We start from the raw sequence: 18,328 nt of genomic DNA, 5'->3' as shown, positions 1-18,328 counted from the left end.
TCGTTCTACGATCTTTGGCACGAAAAAAGTCCCGATCACTATTTTATGATCGGGACTTTTAAGCGTTGCTCATCAGACGTTTACCTTAGGTAAACTGAGACGCCAAAGTTTTTAAGAATCTTTATCTGGGCTGGTTTGCGTCAGCTCTGTTCTGATCGCAGCTAGCTGCGTTGTCAAGTCGCGCAGCTCTTGATGCAGCCCTGGATCGACACCCGGTGACGTCGAGGTTGGCGTTGTCCCTGGCGTTGAGTAACTGTTGGCGTTGGGGCCGTACTGCTCCACCATTGTGTCAATCATCTTTCGGCCTTCAACTTCGGTGACGGCCCCCTTCTCAGCCCAAATCTCAGTTACTTTGTCAAAACCAAGATTGAGCTGAGAGAGATTCTCCTCTCGCTTCCGTTCATCCTGAAGTGACTCGGCCAATGACGTTGCTGCTCCCAGCGTCACCTGAAAGCCTTTCTTCAAGACATCCGTTACGTTATTCTCGTCCATGCTGGTTTCCTTTCCTGTGAACAAAACGTCCTCACCACCTTTAGAGTAATCAACTTTGTTGAACCCTGACAATGCCCATCCGATCACGGCTGATTCTAGCTAGGGAGAATGATCTGCCGAGTCCCCACGCAGCTTCTAGAATTAAGACGTAGATTTAATCTCTTCCTGTGACAAATCCTGATGCCCTCCGCCAGATGCTGCGTAATGTTGCAGCCGGTGACCTGAGTCCCGATGCAGCCCTAGAAAAACTTAAATATTTTGCCTACGAGCCTGTCGAAGACTTTGCTCGTGTCGATCACCATCGAGCCTTACGCACTGGTTTCCCGGAGGTGATCTGGGGGCTGGACAAAACCCCAGAGCAAATTATCAAGATCTTTCAGGCGATGAGTGCCTATCCCTGCGTGATGGCGACCCGCATTGCTCCAGAGGTCTATGCACAGCTCCAGCAGCACTTAGAGCTGCACTATTACGAACAGGCCCAGATCTGTGCGACCACGACTCTGCCTTCTGTGCCTCGCTATCCCGGTCAGATTGGTATTATCACGGCGGGCACCGCTGACTTACCCGTTGCTGAAGAAGCGGCTGTTACGGCCAATCTCTGCGGTTTCAAAGTACAGCGCCTTTGGGATGTGGGGGTGGCAGGAATCCATCGGCTACTCAACAATCGAGACATCATTGCTCAATCTCAGGTTTTAATTGTGGTGGCCGGTATGGAGGGCGCACTCGGCAGCGTCGTCACGGGTCTTGCCGACGTACCTGTGATCGCGGTTCCCACTAGTGTTGGCTACGGTGCTAGTTTTAACGGCCTTGCGCCGCTGCTGACGATGCTTAACTCCTGCGCGACAGGTATGGGGGTTGTCAATATTGATAACGGCTTTGGGGCTGCGATGCTAGCTGGGCAGATATTGCGGACTGGTGAGAAATTAAAGGACTTGCAACTTTCAGAGCCTAACTAATATCAGCTAGAGCATTAGGTCTTTCGCGCAACGGCGCTATGGATATTGGCGATATCTGAAGGGGCGATCCATAGACATAACTGTAATCTAAAGCTGGCAAGGCTCTCAAAAAAATATCTCCAGCTCCACTCCTTGTAACAAAACCATTGATACAGAGGGTTCGATTTCGGCTGCGAATATTTTCCTAAATCGTCCATGATTGATCACCCAGGATTGAACCTCGTTCACAATTGCATCTTTAACTTAGCCACAAGTTAGCCATAAGTTAGCCTTTCTCAGCCCTGAAGATAGCCATCTGCAGAGTCTAATCAAATTAGTCGAGGGCAGTTGAAATTGACGAACCTGGATTTTTTATCCGGAGTCAAGTTTTCGACCCGAGCGGCAATGCAAGCAGCCACTTATAACCCCCAAAAGCAATGCAGATGGGGTTTGAATTACTCACAAATTGATTCTAGAGAGGGAAATAATCATGGCGACATTTCAAGATGCAGTTAACTTCGATGTGGGAAATAGTCCAGAGGGAATTGCCTTCGAAGACTTTGATGGGGATGGAAATGTAGATCTCGTAACAGCGAACGAGAACGATGACACGGTCTCAGTGCTGTTAGGTGATGGGAATGGTGGGTTTGCACCTCAATCGACCTTCGCAGTAGGAGATGAGCCACAGGACCTAGACATTGGAGACTTTAATGGGGATGGAAACGCTGATCTGGTGACGGTCAACCGTGACGACAGTAATGTATCGGTGCTGTTGGGTGATGGGAATGGTGGGTTTGCGCCTCAAGCAACCTTCGCAGTAGGTTTGAATGCAAACTCAGTTGCCATCGGGGACTTTAATGGAGACGGCAATGCTGACCTCGTAACAGCGAACGAGGACGATGACACAGTCTCAGTGCTGTTGGGTGATGGAAATGGTGGGTTTGCACCTCAATTGACCTTCGCAGTGGGAGATGAGCCAGAGGACGTCGCCATCAGGGACTTTAATGGGGATGGAAACTTAGATCTAGTAACGGCAAACCAGTTTGATGACACAGTTTCAGTGCTGTTAGGCGATGGCAATGGAGGGTTTGCACCTCAAGCGACCTTCGCAGTGGGGGATAATCCATTCTCAGTTGCCGTCGGCGACTTTAATGGGGATGGTAATGCAGATCTGGTGACAGCGAACGAGGACGATGACACAGTCTCAGTGTTGTTGGGCGATGGAAATGGAGGGTTTGCGCCCCAATCGACCTTCGCAGTGGAGAATAGTCCATTCTCAGTCACAGTCGGCGACTTAAATGGAGATGGCAATCTGGACTTAGCCACTGCTAACCGCAACAACGATAACGTATCAGTGCTGTTAGGCGATGGAAATGGAGGTTTTGAAACTCCATCCACCTTTGCGGTGGGAGATAACCCATTTGCAGTCGTTGCAGAGGACTTGGATAGCGATGGCGACTTGGACCTAGCCATTGTTAACGAAGACGATGCCAACGTATCTATATTATTCAACGATCTCAACATCCGAGGTGATGCGGGCAATGACCTCCTGGTGGGCAACGGGGATAACAACGAACTCTCAGGCGAGAACGGCAATGACACTCTCGAAGGCGGCGCAGGCAATGACACCCTCAATGGCCAAGGCAACAGCGATGAACTCTTCGGTCAAAGCGGCAATGACCTCCTAGAGGGCGGCAACGGCAATGACCTCCTAGAGGGCGGGAATGGTAACGACACTCTCAATGGCCAAGGCAACAGCGATGAACTCTTCGGCCAAGGTGGCAATGACCTCCTTAATGGTGGAACGGGTAATGACACTCTCATAGGCGGCACGGGCAGTGACACCCTTAACGGCCAGGGCAACAGCGATGAGATTCTCGGCCAAGGTGGCAATGACCTCCTCAATGGTGGAGTTGGTAATGACACCCTCATCGGTGGTGCGGGGAGTGACATCCTCAATGGCCAGGACAACAGTGATGAGCTACTGGGTCAAGGTGGCAATGACCTGCTCAATGGCGGGAATGGTAATGATACCCTGATCGGCGGCGCGGGTCGTGACACCCTCATCGGCGGTGTGGGCAGAGATGCACTCTTTGGCAGCGCTGGTAATGACATCCTTGTTGGCGGCGCTGGCGATGATGAACTCACGGGTGGCGGCGGCAACGACACATTCATCTTTGAGGACAACAACGGAGCCAATATCATCCTTGACTTCGCGTCTGCCGAGGTGATCGATCTCGCGGGAATCAGCGGTATCTCTGACGCCACGGACCTGTTCAATAATCACATTACGTCAGTGGGCGGCAATGCGGTGATTGATGATCTAGCTGGGACAACAATCACGCTGGATTCGTTTGATGTTAATGACCTCAGCGCCGACAACTTCGTGTTTTGATGTCTGCCTCTCCGGGTGGCAAGCGCCATCCGGGAGCAGATGGGACTCTGTTGCAAGGATTTTTGAAAACGCTATATCTGACGTTGAAGCATGGATGTCACAGCACTGTAAGATAGCCCTTTTGCTTCTGTGGCTTCAGCTTCTCTGCCAATTATCGAGCTACCTTCTTTTGTGTCTTGGCGCTTCTGAACTTTAGCCGTTGACTTAGCAAGTGATCTAAATCACACCGTTTTTAGGCTGTATTGCCAAGGATGGAGGCTAAGTATAAATACGTTTTTAAGCTATGCGCAAGATTACTCACGAAAGCCCAGGCTCTAAGCCACAGAAGAAAGCCCCGACGCCTAATCCCAAACGCCTAGACCGCACGAAGTATGCGGGATACCTGGATGTAGACCCTTCTAGTGAGTACTCTGGTTTCTTTAACGCTGCTCACTTGCCTTCAACGGAGAAGCCTGCGCAAACCTAACTCAGAATCAATGACGGACGTTTTTTGTGCTCACCGGTATTTTTCTCTAGAGGAAACACCTCTTTTTGTAATTGATGCTGATTTCTTGCAAAAGCCCCCTCAATCTCTCTGGAAAACGAGACAAGAACACGTCTCTCCCAAAGGAGACTAGAGGGGACTTCTCAAATGACGAATATCGCTGCTTCCATTCAAAATATTTTCGGAAGCTTGAGCCTTGCAGCTCCGTTAGCTAAGAGTCTTGAGAGCTGTCAAAATTGCCTCTGGATCTAAGCGCTGTGTGTAGTCGGCATCAATGAAGGCATGGGCAATTGTGCCGTCTGTTGCGATCACATAGGTGGCGGCAATCGGGAGTTCAAAAGATGAGTCTCCATTGTGGGCGGGGACGTCAATCCCGAAGCTGTTATAAATTGGGCGCAGATGCTCGGGTAGCTTAAAGACCAGACCATAGGCCCGAGCCACCTGATTGCCGACATCGCTCAGAACTTCGTAGGTCAGTTCATTCTTCTCGACCGTTGAGAGTGAACTATCCGGTGTTTGCGGTGAAACTGCGACGAGGCTAGCGCCCAGTGTCTGAATCTCGGGTAGGATCTGCTGCAGAGCGCGTAACTCTAAGTTGCAGTAAGGACACCACTGACCGCGATAGAAGCTGAGTACCACTGGGCCAGACTTTAAGAGTTCCTGCAGATCGATGGTGTTTCCAGTGGCGTTAGGGAGCTGCACAGGGGGAGCCTGCTGACCTGCCTTCAGGCTTTGATCTACGATGCCTGACTCTGCTAGAGCCTGGGTCGCTTTGCCCATTACCTGAACTGTCTCATCAGGAACGTTGGCCAGGAATTGCTCTTTCTGTGTCTGAAGATCGGTTGTTAAACTCATGGGGTCTCCTTTTGTTGTGAGTGAATATTCCAAGAAGGGATAAAAAAGCTAGTCGTGTAGCTCAGTGGTGGTGCTCGTCATCAAGCATCCTGAGCGGATCGTGAAGTGTACGTCTACCACGCTCTGAACGCAGCTTATGTGATTCGCTTGGTGGAGCTAGCGGCCTTGCGCTGAGTCAGAATCATTGCCACAACGGTTTGACTGTACCAGTCAAACATGAGGCGAACCTTAAGACGGCGAGAAGACTGCAGGTTGGTGCTAAGATGTGCGCCATACTGGGCGAAGGCCAAGATTTTCCGTACGCCACACCATGACATCAGTGACTGAGACAGAGGGAGCAGCTGTGGATCGCATTCTCACCATCGCGGCTCAATTTGCACAGAAGGGACGAGTGGCGACCGCTCAAGAGTTTGGTCAAGGCAACGTTAACGATACCTATTTGGTGACGCTGGATTCTGGTGAGGCCCCCTTTGTTCTGCAGCGCATTAATACGCATGTTTTCCGTCAGCCAGAGCTGGTGATGCGGAATATGCGAACGTTTACGGAGCATGTGCGCCAGAGGCAGCGAACTGATGTGCTCTGTGCCGAGCGGCGATGGGATGTTCCTCAGGTGCTGTTGACGCAGTCCCAGCAGGATCATTGGCTAGAGTCTGACGGGACGGTTTGGCGGGCCATTAGCTTTATTGATGCGGCTCAGTCTTTCGATACGATCCAAAGTTTGGATCATGCTCGTGAGGTTGGCTATGGCTTAGGGATGTTTCATCATCTGATCAGCGACCTGCCGTCTGAACAGTTGGCGGATACGCTGGAGGGATTCCACATTACGCCTCGCTATCTGCAGCAGTATGAGTCGGTTCTAGAGCAGAACTCGATGGGTTCGTCGCCGGAGGTGAACTATTGTCGGGCGTTTATTTGCGATCGCACCTCCCTGGCCCACACTCTAGAGACAGCGAAGGCAAAAGGTCTGCTGCCGCTGCGTTTGATGCATGGTGATCCCAAGATCAATAACATCATGATTGATGCAGTGACTGGCCAAGCCGTTAGCCTGATTGATTTGGATACCGTGAAACCCGGCTTAGTCCATTACGACATTGGCGACTGTCTTAGATCGAGCTGTAACCCATTGGGTGAAGAAACTGATCAGTGGGAAAGTGTTTGCTTTGATTTAGATCTGAGTCAGGCCGTTTTGCAGGGCTATCTGTCCGTGGCTCGCAGCTTTCTGACGCCAACAGACTACGACTATCTGTTTGATGCTATCCGTCTGATTGCTTTTGAGTTAGGGCTGCGCTTTTTTACCGACTATCTAATGGGCGATCGCTACTTCAAGACCCAATATCCAGACCATAATCTGGCGCGGGCACTGGTTCAGTTCAAGCTGACTGAGAGCATCGAAGCCCAAGAGCGTTCCCTCAAGGCCATTATTCAAGATTTGCGACGTTGAATGTGGGGTTAGAGTCTTTGGGTTGAATGACCAACCATCCAAGGTCTAGGGTTTTTAGACGCTTGGTGTCTCGGGGGGGTGGGGTTGCGATCGCGTTTTACAACCCTAGGTTCTGAAGCAACTTGACGGTCCATCGTCCTTAACTTGCCGGAACTTAAGCTAATATTTGAAGCTGAAAAGAGACGCTTCGTAGTGGCTGGGCAGGTTGGGCAGGGCATCGGCTGATCTAGCTCAGCTAGCGTTTGCCATGCATCAAACTCGCCACAGGTCTCACAGCGAAAGTCGTAGAGCGGCATCGGAACTCTCCTTGCTGAAGTTTTAATGTCGGAGCATGAAGAGAGGGGGGCTTGCCTAACTTTATCTAGTCGCGTAGCTAAGCCCCTCCCTAAAGCTAGGTTGGCAAGATGCTTTTATCGAAGATACCCGTGGGCAGTGCCAACGTGCAGCACGCATTTGGGATGTCAACAATACCGCTGACGCGGCCTTCAACGGGGGCGCAGCTTAGTAGTAGGTAAGCTTGTTCGCCCGTGTAGCCAAACTTCTTGAGATACTCAATTGCATTGAGGCAGGCCCGTCGGTAGGCGACATGGGCATCTAGGTAGTACTGTTCACCTGTATGTTCATCAACCGATATGCCTTCAAAAATTAGATATTCAGAATACTGCGGTTCCACGGGACCGGGCTTGAAGATGGGGTTAACCATGCCATACTTTTCCACGCCGCCCTTAATCAGATCCACGTGCAGGTCGATATACCCTGACATCTCAATCGCGCCGCAGAAAGAAATCTCGCCATCTCCCTGAGAGAAGTGAATATCTCCCATAGATAGATTGGCTCCATCGACATACACCGGAAAGTAAATGCGAGATCCTTTTGAGAGATTCTTGATGTCGCAGTTGCCACCATGCTCGCGCGGCGGAACCGTTCGAGCTGCTTCTGCTGCGACTCGATCGAATTCAGATGCTGCCAGCGTTCCTAGAACCGCGTTTTTAGGATTCGGCAACTCTGCTAGGGCTGGGATAGGGGGCTTCCAAGGTGGTCCGCCTTTATCAACCAGGGCTTTCTCTCGCTTGTTCCAGGTCGCCAATAATTCAGCAGACGGAGCGCAGCCAATCAGGCCGGGATGGGTAATGCCCGCAAACTTGACGCCAGGAATATGACGGGTGCTGGTGTAGATGCCCTGTAAATCCCAGCAGGCTTTGGCGGCGTCAGGAAAATGATCGGTCAGAAAACCACCTCCATTCTCGCGATCAAAGATGCCTGTAAAGCCCCACTCATCTCCACGCAGTGCGCCGATATCGAGCAGATCAACTACCAAAATATCGCCTGGTTCTGCCCCTTCGACACGAATTGGACCGCTTAGAACATGAACAACAGACAGTTCAACATCTCGAATATCGCTGGGGTCATCATCATTCTTAATTTGGCCGTCGGTCCAGTCTTTGCATTCAATTCTGAAGCTATCGCCCGGTTTCACATTGACCACAGCCGGAATCTCAGGGTGCCAACGATTATGTCCTGGCACTTCCTGTGCGTGCATTGGCTTTGTTAGATCAATTTTGAAGAGGGTTTCAGGCATAGCTTTCACTCCTTCAGATATTTCTGTTGATTGGTGAAGGGCTAGACAAAAAACGATTTCCGCCCTAATTAAATATTAAAAAAAATGCAGCTTCTGCTCTAGAAGTCCACTGGGGCCAGTGATGAAGCCGTTCATTGTAGGACGTTTCAGTGACAGAATGGCTGCAAAGGCACTTGAGATAAAACGATAGGGTGATGGACCGATCGTTGGCCGTTCTATAAGTGAACGATAGTGCCTTTAACAGAAGCGAAAATGCCAAATAGGCTACAGAACCACGGTCAACTATGTATAGTTTTGGTAATCATCTAAAGTCTGCTGATCGCGTGAATCTTGCCCGAATGCAGGCTTTTATTCGATAAATTGAATGGCACGAACTTTGGGGTCGGGTAAGTCACGGTAGCCCATAGCTTTTGACTCAATTTCTTTTAGTTGTCCCAGGGCAAGACCGCAGGGAAAGCCATATTTTGCCTGGACGCGATCGCTCGCAATCTTCAGAGCTGCTCTTATTTTGGTCACAAACTCTTCAAGGCTATAGGTCTCGCCTACGGCTAGATAGTCCTTGACCACAAGTGATGGTGAGTAGCAGGTCTCCTGGGTACCGTCGGGCCATTCGATTTGAAAACGCATTTCAGGCATTGTCTTCAGTGGATAAGGTTTATTCGGGTATTCAGCGGGTGTACAGCAACGCTTGGTAGTGCTGGAGATGAAGCTGTGCGGATTTCTTCCATGTATAGTTTTGCAAGATTGTATAGCTGTTTGTGATCAGCGTCTGTGCCAATCGTGGGTCTAAGGCAGACTGCATGGCCAAAGCAATGGCGTCCTCATCTTCAGGTTCCACAAACAGCGCCTGCTCGGTCGATAGGAACTCTGTGAATGGTGGCTGATTAGAAAGAATGACGGGGAGATGGGATGCGATCGCTTCCAGTACGACCAACCCCCAGCCCTCTGTTGTTGAAGGAAAACAGAACACATCCGCACAGCGATAGAGTGCAGGTAACTCTGCATTGGTCACCACACCCGGCAAAATTAAGGACCGACCTACGGCAATATTGAACTGATCGGCAAGCTGAAAGAACTGGTCTCGATAGGGCTGATAGTCAAATAGAGTTGCCCCCCCTGCGATCACCAGTTGAGCTTGAGGGTGGCTGCGTAAAACTTGGGCAAATGCCTGCAGCAGTCGGAGTGAGTTTTTCCGAGGCTCAATGCCACCCACCGTTAGATAAGTCGGAGAGTCATTGAGGCCGTAGCGTTTTTGTAGTTCAATCTCTTGGCCCGACAGTTCCGGTGAGAATCGGTTGAGATCGACGCCGTTGAGGACGCGGGGAGCTTCAATGTAATACTCCTTCTGTAGAGCTTGCTGCCAGCGATCGCTGACGCACAAACACAAGTCAGGCTCCTGAATCGAGCGATCTTGGCACTGCTGCAGATAGGGACTTTGAAAGTCTTCGACATGATGCACGGTGCGAACAACGTGGGGAATTGTTTGCGACTGTCGCAGTTGGATCAAGGCATTGGCACCAATGCAGTCTTGGGCGTGATAGATATCGTGATGGTGGGGATGAGCTGTAAAGAAGCCTATAAATTCCTGGATTCGCTGCTGGATAAGGACGTCGATGTCTTTAGGCGCGTCTTGAGCCGGAACGAGTTGCGTTGGAAAGGGAAGCGATCGCTCAAATCCTTTTCCATCTTTATCAAGAGCGTAGACACAGACGTGATGCCCAAGGGCGGTGAGAGCTGTCGCTAGCTCTAGAGTGTGGATGACGCTGCCCCGAGGTTTGGTTGCATAGGTGAGGAGCGCGATCGAGAGTGATGATCTAGACATTGCGATAAGGCGACTGATTCAAATCTGGGTGCCGATATTTCTTAAAGGGGTCACATGATGCCTCAATACCTCTGCGCTAAACTGAGGGCAGTTTTGCTGGAGAGTCCTGCAGTGGTTCGTCTTGAAGCTAACCCGCCACAATCAATTCAAGAAGAAGTCCCTGATACCGTTCAGCGATTACCTACAAATTTGTATAGCGATGAGCCACCTTTGGAAACTGACTTTCACCGCGACCAGATTGATCTTCTACTCCGGCTGCTGAAATATTGGTGGAGAGACCGCTCAGACTTTTATATCTCTGGGAATCTCACTGTTTACTACAACGAGAAACAGCTTAAATCACAAGACTTTAAGGGGCCTGATGTTTTCGTTGTCCTCGGCGCAGAGAAAAAGAACCGCCGTAGTTGGGCCATTTGGGAAGAAGGGGGCAAATATCCCAATCTTGTGATTGAGCTGCTGTCTGATTCCACGGCGGCGATTGATCGGGGTAAGAAGAAAGATCTCTATCAGGACGTCTGGCGTGTACCGGAGTATTACTGGTTTCATCCAGAGACGATGGAGTTTGCTGGATTTCGGCTCATGGGTGGAACCTATGTTGAAATTGAACTCACGGATGGCAAATTGAAAAGTGAGCAGTTGGGCTTAGCACTAGGCATCTATGACCGACAGCTACGCTGGTATACGGCAGAGGGAGAGTTGATCCCTTTACCGGAGGATGTTGCCCAACAGCAGGCAGATCAGGAACGACAACGGGCAGATCAGGAACGGCAACAGAAAGAGCGGCTGGAGAATTATTTGCGATCGCAAGGCATCAACCCAGACGAAATCTCTTAATCCCAGCTCTTCTCACAATTTAGAAAAGCCAGTGAGCGGATCTTGGCTCAAGTTCCAAAAGCAGGTTGATTTAGAGCCAGCCTGGAATGTTAAGGCCTGTCCTTCTGTAATCTGCCCGATCGCATCACAGACAAGTTCCTGTTGACGGAATAAAGTCTGAATTGAAGCAACTTTTTTAGGTCGCACACTGAGTAAAAATCCATAGCTAGGAAAGCTTACCAGCCATTGCTCCAAGCTCAAGCTAGAGGGCACAGGAACGCAGTCAAGGTCCAAAATAGCGCCACAGCCGGATGTTTCTAAGAGCATCAACAATGTGCCCACTAAACCACCCATGCTGACGTCTTTACCTGCATCACACAGACCAGCAGCCGCTAGGGTCGGCAGTAAATCGAGATTGGCCTGCAAAACTGCAGGCTCTGCCATCGTCGCGGCATCCCAAAATGGATATTTAGGATGCGGTTTGCCATTGAAATCCGTGACCAGCAATAGGGTGTCACCAAGTTGAGCGTTAAAGCTTGTAATCAGATGCTGCGCGCGTCCTAGAATTGCCACCGATAGCGCTTCATAGGGACTGTGGCAGTGGGTGTGTCCGCCCACAATCGGGACGTTGAAGGCTTTTGATGCCGCTTTCATGCCTTCCCAGATCTGCTGAGACTGTTCGACTGAGCGACTCCAGAGGGCATCGACGACGGCGACCGGCTTGCCTCCCATTGCATAGATATCGCTGACGTTGACCAAGACACCACACCAGCCTGCAAACCAGGGTTCTGTCTCTACCAAGACCGACCACATCCCTTCTGCGGCCAGTAGTAAGTAGCCTTCGCCATCGGGAATCGCAGCACAGTCATCGCCCAGCCAGATCGGAGAATCCGTCGTATTATCGGGAACCCAGCGACCGAGGTGATGGGCTACGGGTTGAATATCTTGTTTGTGCAAGATACCCAGCGTTTGCCGTAGGTTTGCCGCTAGCTCGGTGAGCATTATGATGCTTGGGCCACGGGCCGAGTCAGCACAGGGCGTGGTTCATTCCCTGGTGGATAAAAGTCTAGCTCTGCCTCCATGAGGTGATGGGGGCGATCGCAAATCTCAATCTCTTCTAGCGAGAACCAATGCTGCCGCTGAAAGAAGCGTACGTTTTGCTGTTGAACAGTGGCTAAGAAGCGATCGCAACCCCAAGTGTTTGCGGTTGTAACTGCCTTGTATATGAGTCCCTTGCCAATGCGACCGACGCGCCGATAGTCAGGATGCACGCCCAGCCTGCCGCCATACCAGAGGCGGGTGTTATCTTCGTATATTCTGACAACGCCGACGACCCGATTAGATGATTCACGATCGATGGCGATGATGGGGGTTGCGATCGCGTCTATACCATCTTCATCATGGCCTTCAAACAGTCCCTGCTCTTCGCAAAAGATAGTGCGCCTCAGATCAAAGTAGGCATCAACTTCTGTTTGAGAACGGGCCAGTTCAAAGGTATAGCGTTGGGCAGACATGAATCAAACCTCTTGGACTGCAGATATTTTGAGAACGATAAAGATATACTGAATGCCTCATTTCGGATAGCTAAAAATTGTGAGATCCCCCTAAATCCCTCTTGAGAAGGGGGACCATTACTCTGGCTCTCCCTTCTCAAGGGGGGCTAGGGGGGATCATCAGCCCGATCTCACAACTGACACATCTCTTTCAAAGCACCTCCTAGGACTCAAACGTAGACAGAGCCGAACAAGCACCACACTTGGCACAGCCTGCTTTCATCTCTGCAGAAGACAAATCAGATATCTTCAGCAATGCACCCACCTGCTGATAGATCGTCAACATGAACTCCGCTGTCGGAGCCGGATGCCCCGCCAGTGGAGTTTCCGTAATCGGTACAAAGGGAACCACGAAAGGATAAACCCCTATTTGGATCAAACGATCGCAAGTCTTAATCAGCGTTTCTGCACTATCCCCCAAGCCAGCCAGCAGATAGGTACTTACCTGTCCGCGACCAAAGACTTTCACGGCGGCCTCAAATGCCTCAAAGTAAAATGACACCGGCACATCTGCCTTCCCGGGCATGATTTGCGATCGCACCTCATCCTCCACTGCCTCTAGGTGCATGCCCAAGCTATCAATACCCGCTGCTTTCATCCGCTCAAACCAGCCAAAATCATCCGGCGGTTCGCACTGGGCCTGAATCGGCAAATCCACTCGGGCCTTCACAGCTCGGGCGCAGTCGGTCAGATAGGCTGCACCGCGATCTAACGTATTGGGCGTCCCCGTGGTCATCACCATTTGGGTTACCCCATCAAGGCGCACGGCTGCTTCAGCGACTTCAGCCAGCTGTTCCGGCGTTTTACGGGCAATGGTGCGGTCAGCATCCAGCGACTTTTCAATGGCACAGAACTGACAGACCGTTTCTGGATCGCGGTATCGCTTACAGGTCTGCTGCACCGTCGTCGCTAGCACATCATGGCTGTGGAGCAGCGCAATCTTCCAGTAGGGAATGCCGTCGGTAGTCTCCAGACCATAAAACTGAGGCTGCTCCGGAAAGTGGAGCGGGGCAACGGCTTTACCTTCTCGCTTGAGCAATAGGGTATCCGCTTCCGCCGTGTAGGGAGACTGATCGGCAGTGCCGGTGTAAATCGGCACCATCACCGTCGTCCCCTCAATGGTGACCGCCTTATGGTCTGAAGGACCGGCTCCGCCTCGGCGTCCGGCAGCCCCTACGTTAGGGTCCACCAGCTTTAGGCCACTGGACTGCAGCTCTGTAATCAGTTGTTGTTTGTTCATTTAGAAGGAACCAAAAGCATTTCACTTGTGTTTCCCCAATTCCTCGCAATCAAAGGGAATGACCCAAGCCTCTAGCTTTCTCCCCCCAGAATTGGGGGGCCGGGGGGGCCAATGCAGAGCGAACCAGCGCTGACAGGTCTTGTCATGATGCTGCAGCTCTAGGGTAAAATATATTGTGATTACTGTGGTGATCACCCCGTCCGCAAGGCTTTAAAGTGCCTCTGTCGTAAGAGACATGGGAACAGGTGCAGTCGTTAGCAGAGGGCTATTCTCAGCATCTGTCACCGGTGATTGACCAGCAGATTGCTCCAGAACGGACCAAGCCTCTTGGTCAAGCAGTAGCCGCAGTAAGTCGGGGCGGGCATAGTGCCCGACAGAATCCATCATGCGCTTGCGCTTGGTGATTAAGGCAAAATCTAGATTTGCCACAGCCAGCCCTTCCCCCTGCGTAATTGGCTCACACAGCGGTACTCCTTCGGGACTAATGATGGCGGTGTAGCAGCCTCCGCTCAGCACCTTCTGCAATTTTTCATCGGTAACAATTTGCTGCTTCTGCTCTTCGGAAAGCCAGCCGGTGGCGTTGACCACAAAACAGCCTGACTCTAAAGCATGGTGGCGCATGGTCACCTCCATTTGGTCACCGAAGATTTGACCGACCATTGACCCTGGGAACTGACCGCAGTGGATCTGCTCGTGCTGAGCCATCAACGCAAACCGCGCCAAGGGGTTGTAATGTTCCCAACAGGCTAGGGCACCTAATCGACCAACGGCGGTGTCTAAAACCTGGAGGCCTGCCCCGTCACCCTGCCCCCACACCATGCGCTCGTGATAGGTGGGGGTGATTTTGCGCCGCTTCAGTAGCAGAGTACCGTCGGCATCAAAAATAAGCTGAGTGTTATAGAGCGATCCGGCGTCCCGTTCATTGACGCCCAAAACAATTACCATGCTGTGGGTGCGAGCGGCTTGACCAACCGCATCGGTGACAGGGCTAGGAACTGTGACGGCCTCTTCATAGAGGCGCATATGTTCTTTACCCATCAGCACTGGAGGCTGCACGAACGAAAAATACGGATAGTAAGGGATAAAGGTTTCTGGAAAAACCAGTAGCTCTACCCCGTCCTTGGCTGCGGATGAGATCGCATCTAAAACCTTTTCAGTAGTCCCGTCTCGACTAAACAAAACCGGACTAATCTGAGCCGCTGCCGCTCGTATGGTTCGGGAATAGTCCACGGTTAGGTTGTCCAGGTATCGAGGATAAATGCCCCTTCTTTGCGATGCATCAGCACAATGTCTAAGACATCTAGGGGATTAATCGGGCGAATACCGGGGATTAAGGAGGGTTCACCATGCCCGCAAAGCGCCTGGAGTGCGAACCGACAGGCGTAAACCTTACCGCCTTCTTCCATCAATTTAACGAGCTGATTATTCATCGCCATATGTCCGGGGAAGGCTTCATCGCCCAGCTTTGGGAAACCGCGCTGGATGCCCAGTGTTACCCCAGGACCGTAGAGCAAGACTGAGGTGTCAAAGCCCTTCCGAATCAGGCGCGTGGCCTGGAGCAAGTTCACCAAGCCAATCGAGCCTTCAAAGGCAATTGTGTGGAAGGTTACAAGTGCTTTTTCACCGGGGTCTGCCTGCACATCAGGAAAGACTTTCTCTTCATAGTCAACAAAGAAATCGCCCGCCTTATGAGCGGGAGCTGTTACTTCTGGCATATAAAAATCCTTCACGAGGTCGTGGATGCGTGATGACCCTCGAGTCGAGACATGCAAAGAAATTTATCTCTGCAATCCATTGGCTCGGGTCGAAAAATTTTCAAGAGCGGTCATCACTTAAAGGCACCTTAAAGGTGATGCCTAGGCTGTCTCGTATCGGTAGTTACACAATCGACAAGTCTGTCTGTATGAATAGGAAGAGGTTTCTCAAGCTCTTGCAAACGGGAGGCTAGACCGTTAGACCTAGCGAAAGTGATAGGTGCAATTGCTGCTGGACTCGATCTTTTTAGCTGGCGTCATCCTGTTTAACCTGCTCCGCTTCCATGTCTTCTTGCAGGAATAGCCTTGCCAGTCGGTTGTAGGTTCCCGGACCCATAAACTGTGGGTAGCGATGAAACCGATCTTTCACCCAAACCAGCTCGCCGTCTTCAAGGATTCTGACCTCTTGAAAGATGCCCTTGCAGTCCGGGACTAGTTCTTTAGCCTGCTCTAGGGCATCGGTCCAGCGCTCAAACTCCTGCTCAAACTTGGGGGATGTGACTTTAAATACCATGTGCGATCGCAACTCAAATCTATCGATGTATACCTTGTATAAATATCATCACCCCTGAGGCCTTACCGGAACGCCCTCTGAAGGCATAAAGGTGACACCACGACGAACCGGAACTGAAGGGCGATCGCTCGCTAACTCAAGCTTTGCTGAACCCAACATTTTTGCCAGCACAACCTTAAGTTCAAACAGTGCAAAGGTATATCCCAAACACCGCCGATTGCTGCCGCCGAAGGGAATGAATTCATAGGGCGAAAATTGTCGCTCCAAAAATCGTTCAGGCCGGAAGGTTTTAGGCTCAGGGTAAAGCTTCGGATTGTGGTGCAGCAAATAAATACAGGGAGCCAACATAATCCCCGGCTCCAGGTTGTAGCCCATAAAGTTATAAGGCTGCTTGAGAATACGCCCAAAGGTAAATAGCACCACCGGATAAATTCGTAGCGCCTCATTGCAGACTGCTGTGAGATAAGGAAGCTTTGCCACCTCCATTGGGTCTGGATCTGCCCCTAGATCCGATAGCTCAGCCATTACCTTTTGCTTTACTTCTGGCTGGGAGTGAATCCAATAGATCGCCCAAGCGAGAACCGATGCCGTCGTCTCATGGCCTGCAAACAACAGCGTCATTAGCTCATCACGTAGCTCAAGGTCAGATAGCGCCGAGCCATCCTCTTCATCTCGAGCAGCTAAAAGCAGGCTGAGTACATCGTCTTGGGGGGGCTGCTGACGGCGATCATGAATCTCATCTAATAAAAGCTGATTGATCTTTGCTTTACGTCGCAAAAACTGCCCCCAGGGGCTCCAGCTTCCTAGATCCTTCTGCAATGGCTCCAGAAATAAAAACAAAGACTGCCAGGGCGCATTAAACGCATCGGTAAACTCACACAGTAGGTTCTGTAGCTGCTCAAAGCGCTCTCCCTCTGTTAACCCAAACACGGCTTTTAAAATCACCCTCAGGGTAATCTTCTGCATCGACGAATGAATCGGAAAGACCTGCCCCGGCTGCCACTGAGACATGACATTCTCCGTCACCTCCGCCATCACCTCGCCATAGCGCTGCACGCTCGCACCGTGAAAAGAAGGCATCATTAATTTGCGCTGCCGCCGATGGGGAGCACCATCAAGCTGTATTAGGGAGTGCTCTCCCAGTAAAGGTCGGAGTGCCTTGTTGCCACTGCCCACTTCAAACAGCTCTGTATCAGCCGCCAAAATTGCCTCAACCCCTTCAGGGCTGCCCGCAAAAACCATCGGCGGAAAGCCCGCCGCCCCAGCGCGAACAACGTCACCGAAGCGTTGGCGAGATCGCTCTAGTTCAGGTATCGGATTAAAGACCGTTTGCAGAAGCTGCACCCAACTCGGTGCATTCGACGCAGGAATATCAGCAAACGTCAAAGGCTCTTTTTGGGGTTCCTTAGTATTGCGATTGAGTGTAGAGGTCATAGTTCTTCGCAGCAGTTGCTTCTCTTCGACTATAGCGAGATTGACCGAGTCGCAACGACACAGACTCGCAGGAATATTACAATATATGAAGACTTCTAGGGACCCATCATGCAGCCTCAAACTGAAACTTGGCAATGGCAAGGCTTTCGGATTCGTTATCAGTTCGCAGGTGAGCAGGGACCTGCGGTTGTTTTGATCCACGGCTTTGGAGCCTCTAGCGCGCACTGGCGTAAAAATATTGCTGAGCTAGCGGAAACGAGTCGTGTCTACGCTATTGATCTGGTTGGGTTTGGTGGTTCTGATAAGCCTGCCCCTGGCCCCCTGCAGCCCGGTCAGAACGTGGAATATATCTTCGAAACCTGGGGGCAGCAGGTACTCGATTTTTGCCAAGAGATTGTGGGCGGTCCGGCTTTTCTGGTGGGAAACTCGATTGGCTGTATTGTGGCGCTCCAGGCAGCGGTCATGAACCCAAGCCAGATTCTGGGCGTCAGTATGCTGGACTGTTCACTGCGGCTGCTGCACGAACGCAAGCGCCAAGAAATTCCCTGGTATCGGCGAATGTCGGCTCCAGTTCTGCAGAAGGTGTTGGCCTATCGGCTGCTGGGCGAAGCTTTTTTCAAGGGCGTGGCGAAACCCAAGGCCGTCCGTAAGATTTTGCTTCAGGCCTATGGCCGCAAAGAGGCCGTCACCGATGAACTCGTTGATCTTTTGCTGGGACCGGCCTTTGAAGCAGGCGCACCGGCAGTATTTTTAGCTTTTATCCAGTATTCGCAAGGCCCACTTCCCGAAGATCTGTTGCCTCAAGTCACTTGCCCCGTATTAATGCTCTGGGGTAAAGAAGATCCTTGGGAACCCATTGATCAGGGGCGAGAACTGGCAAAGTTTCCAGCGGTTGAGGACTTTATCGCCCTAGACGGGATTGGTCATTGCCCTCAAGATGAAGCGCCTGAAGTGGTGAATCCTCTGCTTCAGAATTGGATTCAAAAGCATGCTGTCCCTATCGCAGTGTCTTAGAGG

Annotated in this window: 20 protein-coding genes; 6 read left to right on the top strand and 14 right to left on the bottom strand. The window is 51.3% G+C overall.

From position 1 onward, the window contains the following. Positions 1–111: 111 nt before the first annotated feature. Positions 112–492 (bottom strand): hypothetical protein, encoded by a 381-nt coding sequence (locus tag C1752_RS06380; RefSeq protein WP_110985224.1) that lies wholly within the window; start codon positions 490–492, stop codon positions 112–114. A gap of 167 nt (positions 493–659) precedes the next feature. On the opposite strand from C1752_RS06380, the gene larB reads away from it, so the two are divergent. The 3 genes from larB to C1752_RS28340 all read left to right on the top strand — a co-directional run bounded on the left by larB (position 660) and on the right by C1752_RS28340 (position 4,288). Further along, positions 660–1,448: a nickel pincer cofactor biosynthesis protein LarB gene (gene larB, locus C1752_RS06375; RefSeq protein WP_110985223.1), complete on the top strand. Its 789-nt coding sequence runs from the start codon at positions 660–662 to the stop codon at positions 1,446–1,448. Between the two features lie 469 nt (positions 1,449–1,917). Further along, positions 1,918–3,822: an FG-GAP-like repeat-containing protein gene (locus tag C1752_RS06370; RefSeq protein ID WP_110985222.1), complete on the top strand. Its 1,905-nt coding sequence runs from the start codon at positions 1,918–1,920 to the stop codon at positions 3,820–3,822. Between the two features lie 283 nt (positions 3,823–4,105). Beyond that, positions 4,106–4,288 (top strand): hypothetical protein, encoded by a 183-nt coding sequence (locus C1752_RS28340; RefSeq protein WP_158535027.1) that lies wholly within the window; start codon positions 4,106–4,108, stop codon positions 4,286–4,288. A gap of 225 nt (positions 4,289–4,513) precedes the next feature. On the opposite strand, the gene C1752_RS06365 is transcribed toward C1752_RS28340, so the two are convergent. After that, complete coding sequence (locus C1752_RS06365; RefSeq protein ID WP_110985221.1) at positions 4,514–5,161, bottom strand: peroxiredoxin-like family protein; 648 nt, start codon at positions 5,159–5,161, stop codon at positions 4,514–4,516. A gap of 134 nt (positions 5,162–5,295) precedes the next feature. Then, on the bottom strand, positions 5,296–5,478 hold the full coding sequence (locus tag C1752_RS28015) for a hypothetical protein (RefSeq protein ID WP_146242283.1): 183 nt from the start codon (positions 5,476–5,478) through the stop codon (positions 5,296–5,298). On the opposite strand from C1752_RS28015, the gene C1752_RS06360 reads away from it, so the two are divergent. Continuing rightward, positions 5,472–6,602 carry a phosphotransferase enzyme family protein gene (locus tag C1752_RS06360; protein ID WP_110985220.1) on the top strand — a complete coding sequence of 377 codons (1,131 nt, stop codon included), beginning with the start codon at positions 5,472–5,474 and terminating at the stop codon, positions 6,600–6,602. The two genes, C1752_RS28015 and C1752_RS06360, sit on opposite strands and share 7 nt — an antisense overlap. A gap of 8 nt (positions 6,603–6,610) precedes the next feature. On the opposite strand, the gene C1752_RS06355 is transcribed toward C1752_RS06360, so the two are convergent. The 4 genes from C1752_RS06355 to C1752_RS06340 all read right to left on the bottom strand — a co-directional run bounded on the left by C1752_RS06355 (position 6,611) and on the right by C1752_RS06340 (position 10,003). After that, positions 6,611–6,898 carry an FmdB family zinc ribbon protein gene (locus C1752_RS06355; protein WP_110985219.1) on the bottom strand — a complete coding sequence of 96 codons (288 nt, stop codon included), beginning with the start codon at positions 6,896–6,898 and terminating at the stop codon, positions 6,611–6,613. Positions 6,899–6,993: 95 nt separating this feature from the next. Then, a complete protein-coding gene (fmdA, locus tag C1752_RS06350; RefSeq protein WP_110985218.1) occupies positions 6,994–8,181 on the bottom strand; it encodes a formamidase in 1,188 nt (395 codons plus the stop codon). A gap of 348 nt (positions 8,182–8,529) precedes the next feature. Then, entirely contained in the window at positions 8,530–8,817 is a 288-nt protein-coding gene (locus C1752_RS06345) for an MSMEG_0570 family nitrogen starvation response protein (protein ID WP_110985217.1), read from the bottom strand. A 31-nt stretch (positions 8,818–8,848) separates the two neighbouring features. Next, positions 8,849–10,003 (bottom strand): MSMEG_0565 family glycosyltransferase, encoded by a 1,155-nt coding sequence (locus C1752_RS06340; RefSeq protein ID WP_110985216.1) that lies wholly within the window; start codon positions 10,001–10,003, stop codon positions 8,849–8,851. Between the two features lie 57 nt (positions 10,004–10,060). Between C1752_RS06340 and C1752_RS06335 the strand changes: the two genes are divergently transcribed. Next, positions 10,061–10,837: a Uma2 family endonuclease gene (locus C1752_RS06335; protein WP_110985456.1), complete on the top strand. Its 777-nt coding sequence runs from the start codon at positions 10,061–10,063 to the stop codon at positions 10,835–10,837. A 12-nt stretch (positions 10,838–10,849) separates the two neighbouring features. Here the strand turns inward: C1752_RS06335 and C1752_RS06330 are convergent, their stop codons facing one another. The 7 genes from C1752_RS06330 to C1752_RS06300 form a co-directional block, all read right to left on the bottom strand. Further along, positions 10,850–11,818: a sll0787 family AIR synthase-like protein gene (locus C1752_RS06330; protein WP_110985215.1), complete on the bottom strand. Its 969-nt coding sequence runs from the start codon at positions 11,816–11,818 to the stop codon at positions 10,850–10,852. Beyond that, positions 11,818–12,330 carry an MSMEG_0567/Sll0786 family nitrogen starvation N-acetyltransferase gene (locus C1752_RS06325; RefSeq protein ID WP_110985214.1) on the bottom strand — a complete coding sequence of 171 codons (513 nt, stop codon included), beginning with the start codon at positions 12,328–12,330 and terminating at the stop codon, positions 11,818–11,820. The genes C1752_RS06330 and C1752_RS06325 overlap by 1 nt, the downstream gene beginning before the upstream one ends. A gap of 202 nt (positions 12,331–12,532) precedes the next feature. After that, a complete protein-coding gene (locus tag C1752_RS06320; protein WP_110985213.1) occupies positions 12,533–13,609 on the bottom strand; it encodes an MSMEG_0568 family radical SAM protein in 1,077 nt (358 codons plus the stop codon). Between the two features lie 210 nt (positions 13,610–13,819). Continuing rightward, complete coding sequence (locus C1752_RS06315; protein WP_110985212.1) at positions 13,820–14,839, bottom strand: Nit6803 family nitrilase; 1,020 nt, start codon at positions 14,837–14,839, stop codon at positions 13,820–13,822. A gap of 2 nt (positions 14,840–14,841) precedes the next feature. Beyond that, entirely contained in the window at positions 14,842–15,324 is a 483-nt protein-coding gene (locus C1752_RS06310; RefSeq protein WP_110985211.1) for an MSMEG_0572/Sll0783 family nitrogen starvation response protein, read from the bottom strand. A gap of 286 nt (positions 15,325–15,610) precedes the next feature. After that, on the bottom strand, positions 15,611–15,877 hold the full coding sequence (locus C1752_RS06305) for a SelT/SelW/SelH family protein (RefSeq protein ID WP_110985210.1): 267 nt from the start codon (positions 15,875–15,877) through the stop codon (positions 15,611–15,613). A gap of 48 nt (positions 15,878–15,925) precedes the next feature. Further along, positions 15,926–17,311 carry a cytochrome P450 gene (locus C1752_RS06300; protein WP_110985209.1) on the bottom strand — a complete coding sequence of 462 codons (1,386 nt, stop codon included), beginning with the start codon at positions 17,309–17,311 and terminating at the stop codon, positions 15,926–15,928. Between the two features lie 108 nt (positions 17,312–17,419). Here C1752_RS06300 and C1752_RS06295 point away from each other — a divergent pair, with 108 nt between their 5' ends. Beyond that, a complete protein-coding gene (locus tag C1752_RS06295) occupies positions 17,420–18,325 on the top strand; it encodes an alpha/beta fold hydrolase (protein ID WP_110985208.1) in 906 nt (301 codons plus the stop codon). The last annotated feature ends 3 nt before the right edge of the window (positions 18,326–18,328 follow it).

Source organism: Acaryochloris thomasi RCC1774 (assembly GCF_003231495.1).
Classification (GTDB): domain Bacteria; phylum Cyanobacteriota; class Cyanobacteriia; order Thermosynechococcales; family Thermosynechococcaceae; genus RCC1774.
The sequence above is the reverse complement of the archived record's forward strand: the minus strand, read 5'-3'. Positions and strand labels throughout refer to the sequence as shown.